Source organism: Streptacidiphilus sp. MAP12-33, assembly GCF_041261265.1.
Taxonomy (GTDB): domain Bacteria; phylum Actinomycetota; class Actinomycetes; order Streptomycetales; family Streptomycetaceae; genus Streptacidiphilus.
Genome location: NZ_JBGCCA010000078.1, coordinates 1 through 5,989 on the forward strand (window position 1 = coordinate 1; position 5,989 = coordinate 5,989).

Below are 5,989 nucleotides of genomic sequence, written 5' to 3' on the forward strand. Positions count from 1 at the left end.
CCCGTCGCCGCCGAGGCTGAAGCCGAGCAGCTCGCCACAACCGCGCCCGAGGCGCAGGACACCGACGCTCACACGGAGCCGGTCACCGAAGCCGAAGCCGAAGCCGAGCCGGTCGCCACGACCGCGGTCGAGGAGGCCCCCGCGCCGGAGGCCGACGCCGACCTGGACGCCGAGGACGCGACCGAAAGCGGCGACGAGACGGCCGCCCACGCCGAGCCGAGCGGCGCGGTCCGGGTCGAGTCGATCCCCGCGCCTCGGGCCGAGGCCGTGCCGGTCGCGGAGGTCACCGTCGAAGCCGACGCCAACGCCGAGGCCGACGCCGACGCCGACGCCGACGCCGAGCAGAGCGTCGAGGCGGTCGAGGCCGAGCCGGCCGCGAAGGTCACCGTCGAGGCCGAGCAGGTCGTCGTCACCGAGCCCGCCGTCGCGGCGGAGGCCGGCGCGGAGACGGCGGTCGCCGAGGTCGAGGCCCCGGTCGCCGCCGAGGTGGCTCAGACGGTCGCCGGGAAGCCGGAGTTCACGCCTGGGCGGCCCGTTACCGCGTACACCGCGGAGCAGTTGGAGGCCGTGGTGCGGTGGATCGACGCCGACGGGACCGCGCGCTCCGAAGAGGAGCTGCTGCGGGCCGCGATGAAGGAGCTGGGCTTCTCCCGGCTCGGGCCGCGGATCAAGGAGGCGCTCGGCGCCGCCATCTCCGCCGCGCGGGGCTGAGCGACACACGGGGGCGGGGGGGGGGCCCGGGGGGGGGGGGGCCCCCCCCCCGGGGGGGGGGCCCCCCCCCCCGCCCCCCCCCCCGCCCCCCCGGGGCCCCCCCCCCCCCGGGGGGGGGGGCGGGGCCCCCCCCCGCGGCCCCCCCCCCCCCCCCCCCGCCGGGGGGGGGGGCCCCCCCCCCGGGGGGGGGGGGCGCCCCGGGGGCCCCCCCCCCCGCCCCCGTGGCGCGTCAGCGCATCGACGCGCCGGCCTCCGCGCGTCTCAGGCCACCGCGCCGTCGAGGTCCATGGACCTGGCCACCGCCTCCATCGCCAGCGACTCCCGCGGCGTCCGCGGCCGCGCGCCGAGGCCGAAGAAGCCGCCCTCGTTGTTGGCCTCGGCGACGACCTCCGCCAGACCGGCGAGGAAGGCCCGGAACCCGTCCAGTTCCCCGGGTGCGACCCGGGCGATGACGAGGGCCGCCGCGTGGATCGTGTGGAGGGCCGGCTTCTCGTAGTCGGCGTAGCGGGTGTCCGCGCGCAGGCCGGTGTCGAAGGAGGACGCCGCCGCCAACTCACGGATCAGCCGCCGGGGGTGGGAGATGCTCGCCTCCCGCAGGAACTGCACCATCGCGACGATCTCGTCGGCGTCGACCTCGCCCTCGGCGAGGGCGACCAGCACACCGGAAGCGGTCGACGCCCGCTGAAGCACCGCCCAGTCCTCGGGGGTGAAGTCCAACTCCCCCACCCCGTCCGCCGCTCCGCCGGTCCGCACCACCTGGAAGCCGACGTCGGCGAGCACGGTCGGCAGGTAGCGGACCGCGTCGACCGCCTGCGCCCGGGCCCGGTCGGACAGTTCGTCCCACGGCACCACGCGCTGCACGGGGACACCGAGCAACTGGTGCTCGTGCTCCAGCCGGGCGAGCACCCGCGCCTCGTGTTCCTCGAAGGCGACGAGCGTGCCGTCCTCCACCTCCCCGTCCGCCTCGGCGGTCGGGAACATCAGGCAGCCGATCGCGGCCAGGCTCTCGCCGACGCGGCGAGCGTGCAGACGGCTCGCCTCCCGCGACGCCTCTGGCAGCTCGTGCCACGGGGGCACCGCCGGACCACCGAGCGTGCCCGCCTCGCGCCCCGCGTCGAGCGCGGCCTGCATCCGGCTCTGGTGCAGCGCCTGCGCCAGATGCTCGGCGACCTGCGCGGAGGTGTAGTCGGACAGACTCTCCACGACGCGGTCCTGCGCCACCAGGCGCGCCTTCATGCGGCGGCACTCGTGCAGGATGGCCTCGGCGTCGAGGAACGTCTGCTCGGAGCGGCGGTCGCCGGCCAGGCTCAGCACCTTCTGACCCACCATGATCACGATCATGAACACCAGCTGCGCGAAGGTCGACAGGAACGACATGAACGCGAACGGATACGGGTCGAACCGCTGCACCCCGAGCTCGGCCATCCCGATCCAGAGCACCTGCGTCCCGGCCGCGATGTAGAACGCGCCCATGCTGCCGAGGCGTTGGGTCAGCCACGCGGCGATCCTGCCGTTGACGCCCACGACCTGGTCGATCGCCTGGGGTGGCGGCTGCACCCGGTGCCGCCGGATCCAGGGGTGCGGGGTCGAGTCGAGCAGGCTGGCCCCACGGCCCAGCACCCGGTCGTGGCGGTCGAGATGGGCCTGGAGATCGGCGACCTGGGCGAAGATGGCCTCGGCGTTCTCGTACGTCTGGACCGCACGACGGTCGGCGGCGACGCCCAGCACCCGCTGTCCGACCAGGATCACCGCGCAGAGCACCAACTGCACGACGTTGTTCAGGAACAGCAGGAACGAGAACGGGTACGGGTCGACCCCGTGCAGCGGTCCCCAGGTGGCGAGCGCCATCCAGCCGCAGCAGAGGACCAGGGTGAGGTAGAGCGCGGGCATGGAGCCGACGCCCTGGGTCAGCGCCGCCGCGATGGCCCCGTTGACGCCGACCCGCTCGTCGGAGATCGTCACCGGCTGCTTGGGCGGGACGGTCGCCGTGCCGGCTTCGCTCACACGTGCTCCCAGGACGGACGGGCCGCGACAGTTACCGCGCTTCCCCGCAATCTATCCGCACGCGACCGGTCACACTGCGTCTGCTGCCGCACCGCCCGACCACCCCGGAACAACCGATGCGGGGGTTGCGCTCCGGTTCTGTTAAGGTGAACTCACCGACGCGGGGTGGAGCAGCTCGGTAGCTCGCTGGGCTCATAACCCAGAGGTCGCAGGTTCAAATCCTGTCCCCGCTACCAAAGCCCTGTGGGCCCGGCCTTCCGGCCGGGCCCACAGGGCTTTTCCATGCCCGCTCAGTGCGCGCGCACGGTCCAGATGAAGCTGACGCGGGTGAACGCGCCCGTCTCGTCCTTGGCCTGGACGGTCACGTGGAACGTGCCGCTGCGGGTCGGACGGCCGGTGATCGCGCCGGTACGGGCGTCGATGCGCAGACCCGCGGGCAGACCCACGACCGTGTAGGTGAGGTGCGACGACGCGGAGCTGTCGTGACCGACGACGACGAGACGCACGCTGCGACCCACCACGCCGGACTGGTTCGCCACGTGGCCGATCGTCACGGCGTGCCCGTTGGTGACGATCGCGTGCGCACCGAGGCAGCCGCCGGCGCCGTTGTTGGCGTCGTTCGCCCAGGTCGTCTGGACCGGGAAGGAACCGGTGGACAGACCGAGGTCGAAAGCGACGCCGGGACCGGTGCGGACCCAGGCGCACTTGTCGCCGTTCTCGCCGCCGGAGCCGTCGTTGTCGGTGATCCAGCCACCGCTGGTGAGCACCGGGGAGCTGGGGTTCGCCGAGTAGGGGAACTGGTCGGTGATGGTCTCGGCGTACTCGTGACCGCCGACGATCGTGACACCGTCCAGCGCGCCCGCCGCGCCGTTGACGAAGCCGGCGCCGCAGCTCTTGCCGGCGTCGGGCAGGTACGGCATGTTCGTGAACGCGACCGGACCCACCGGGGAGGTGACCGCGCCGCCGCCGTCCAGCGACGAGTCGCCGCTGAAGTCGTGCCAGGCGCAGAAGTCGCCGCTGGCGGTGTTGAAGCCGTCCGGCGTGGTGCCGGTCGGCGAGGTGATCACGTACTGGACGTTCCGGTTGGCCGCGGCCGACAGGTTGTTGAAGTGCTGGGCGGCCTTGACGGCCTCCTGCGCAAGCTGGTTGCCGGTCGCCGCGCCCGGGGCGGCGGCGGAGTTGTCGTACCAGACGCCGGCGAGCGCGCCGCCCGTCGGGTAGCCGACATGGGCGCTATTGGCCGGGCAGCTCTTGGCGCCGCTCGGAATGCCCTGGCAGTACTGGGTCATCACGCCGGACCACTTCTCGCCCTTGGTGCCGAGGCCCTTGAAGAAGGCCTGCTGGCGGGGGGCCATGCCGGCGGTGTCGCCGGACAGGGTGGTGTAGCCGTTGGCGTCCTTGGCGGCCGTGCCCCACTGGGAACCCCAGTAGATCACGTAGACCTTGGGCGCGCCGGTGGTGACGCCGACGCCGCCGGTGCCGCCGTGGTAGGTCATCGGCTTGGTCTCGTTGGCCTTGCCGCCGCCGGCACCCATCGGCGCGGTGGCGTGCGTGGCCAGGTGCCCGGCCCCGGCCTGCGGGAAGGCGCCGTGGCGGTAGGCGTGGCCGCCGACCGGCGCGGTGATCGTGGCGCCGGCGACGTTGGCCGACGCGGTGGCGGGCAGCACCGCCACGGCGGTGGCCGCGGCTATCGCTGCCGCGGCGGACCCGGCCATGAGGGTCTGGGTACGGGTGAACGCCATGCAGGTGTTCCTCTCGCTTCGTTTCGTCAGGAGTGACGAGGAGTCCTGCACGCCGTCAGCCGGCCGAGGACCCCGGACGCGCGGGGGCGGGCCGAGGGCCTGTCCGGGAAGGTCCGGTGATCCGCGCGTCAGTGGAACACCCTCTCGAAAACCGCACACCGCACGCACCCCCGCACTGGCGGCCGTCCCTCCCCCGAACCGGCTGGATTCCTCCCCCCAACGGGGGGTGGCCCGCAGGTGACGTACGCGGAACGCGCACGGCCCCCTCCCCGCGGACGGGGAGGGGGCCGCTTGCCGGTGCGGTGGTTCGGGGTCGATCAGGAGGCGCTCGATCAGGAGGCGGTCATCGCGGTGTCGTCGACGACGAAGCTGGTCTGCAGGCTCGCGTCCTCGCTACCGGTGAACTTCAGGGTGACCGTCTGCCCGGCGTAGCTCGCCAGGCTGAAGGAGTGCTGGGCGTAGCCACTGATGTGGTTCAGGTTGGAGTACGTCGCCAGCGTGCCCAGGACGGCGCCGGTGCTGCTGAGCACCTGCACCTTGAGGGTGTCGTAGGCCGTGGTGGTGGTCGTCTCCGAGGTGTCGATGTGGAGCCAGAAGGAGAAGGTGTCGGTGCAGCCCGCCGGGACGGCGACCTTCTGGGACAGGGTGTCGGTGTGGGTGGTGCCGTAGCCGTCCAGCCACGCGTTCCAACTACCGGAGTGAGCCGGCTCGCTGGGGCCGTTCTGGCCGATCACGCCGGCCGTGGCGGACCAGGAGGCGCTGCCGGACTCGAAGCCCGGGTTGGCGAGCTTCTGGCCGGGGCTGGTGCAGCCGCCGCTGCTCGGGTTGACCGTCCAGCTGAAGGACGCCGAGCCGGACGCGGTGCCGGAGCTGGCGGTGACCGTCACGCTGGAGGTGGCCGCCGTGGTCGGGGTGCCGGAGATCAGGCCCGCCGAGGAGATGGACAGACCCGCCGGGAGACCGGTGGCGGAGTAGGTCAGCGACTTGCCGGCCGAGTCGGAGCCGGAGACCTGCAGCGAGACGGCGGTGCCGACCGTGCCGGTCTGGTTACCGGGGTTGGTCACCGACACGGTCTCGTTGCCGCCGCTGGGGTTGACCGTCCAGGTGAAGGAGGTCGAGCCGGAGGCGCCCGTGGAGTCGGTCGCGGTGACCGACACGCTGGAGCTGCCCGAGGCGGACGGGGTGCCGGAGATCAGGCCCGAGGAGGAGATGCTCAGGCCCGCCGGGAGACCGGTGGCGGAGTAGGTCAGGGACGCGCCGCCGGAGTCGGAGCCGCTGATCTGCAGCGAGACCGCCGTGCCGACCGTGCCCGACTGGTTGCCCGGGTTCGTCACGGTGACGGTGTTCCCGCCGTGGTTGACGATCGGGTGCGAGATGGCGCAGGCGTTGGTGTCGTTGGACCAGCTGGCCTGCTCGGTGAAGGTGCCGGTGCCCATTGCGACGTTGGACGCGCCGCCGGCCTGGCCGGCCGCGATCCAGGCGCACTCGTCGGAGTTCTCCTCACCGGAGGAGGAGTTGGTCCAGCCGCCCGC

General features: G+C 73.3%; 3 protein-coding genes, 1 tRNA gene and 1 pseudogene. 2 read left to right on the top strand and 3 right to left on the bottom strand.

What is annotated here, in order from left to right:
• Positions 1-711: pseudogene (locus ABH931_RS39550) on the top strand (hypothetical protein); the annotation flags it as partial.
• A gap of 261 nt (positions 712-972) precedes the next feature.
• Here the strand turns inward: ABH931_RS39550 and ABH931_RS39555 are convergent.
• Positions 973-2,715 (bottom strand): DUF1003 domain-containing protein, encoded by a 1,743-nt coding sequence (locus tag ABH931_RS39555; RefSeq protein ID WP_370124823.1) that lies wholly within the window; start codon positions 2,713-2,715, stop codon positions 973-975.
• A gap of 159 nt (positions 2,716-2,874) precedes the next feature.
• On the opposite strand from ABH931_RS39555, the gene ABH931_RS39560 reads away from it, so the two are divergent.
• Positions 2,875-2,951, top strand: a tRNA-Met gene (locus ABH931_RS39560).
• A 54-nt stretch (positions 2,952-3,005) separates the two neighbouring features.
• Here ABH931_RS39560 and ABH931_RS39565 read toward each other — a convergent pair.
• Positions 3,006-4,457, bottom strand: a complete 1,452-nt coding sequence (locus tag ABH931_RS39565; protein ID WP_370124825.1) for an Ig domain-containing protein — start codon at positions 4,455-4,457, stop codon at positions 3,006-3,008.
• A 332-nt stretch (positions 4,458-4,789) separates the two neighbouring features.
• On the bottom strand, positions 4,790-5,989 hold a 1,200-nt coding region (locus tag ABH931_RS39570; RefSeq protein ID WP_370124827.1), incomplete at its 5' end, for a putative Ig domain-containing protein.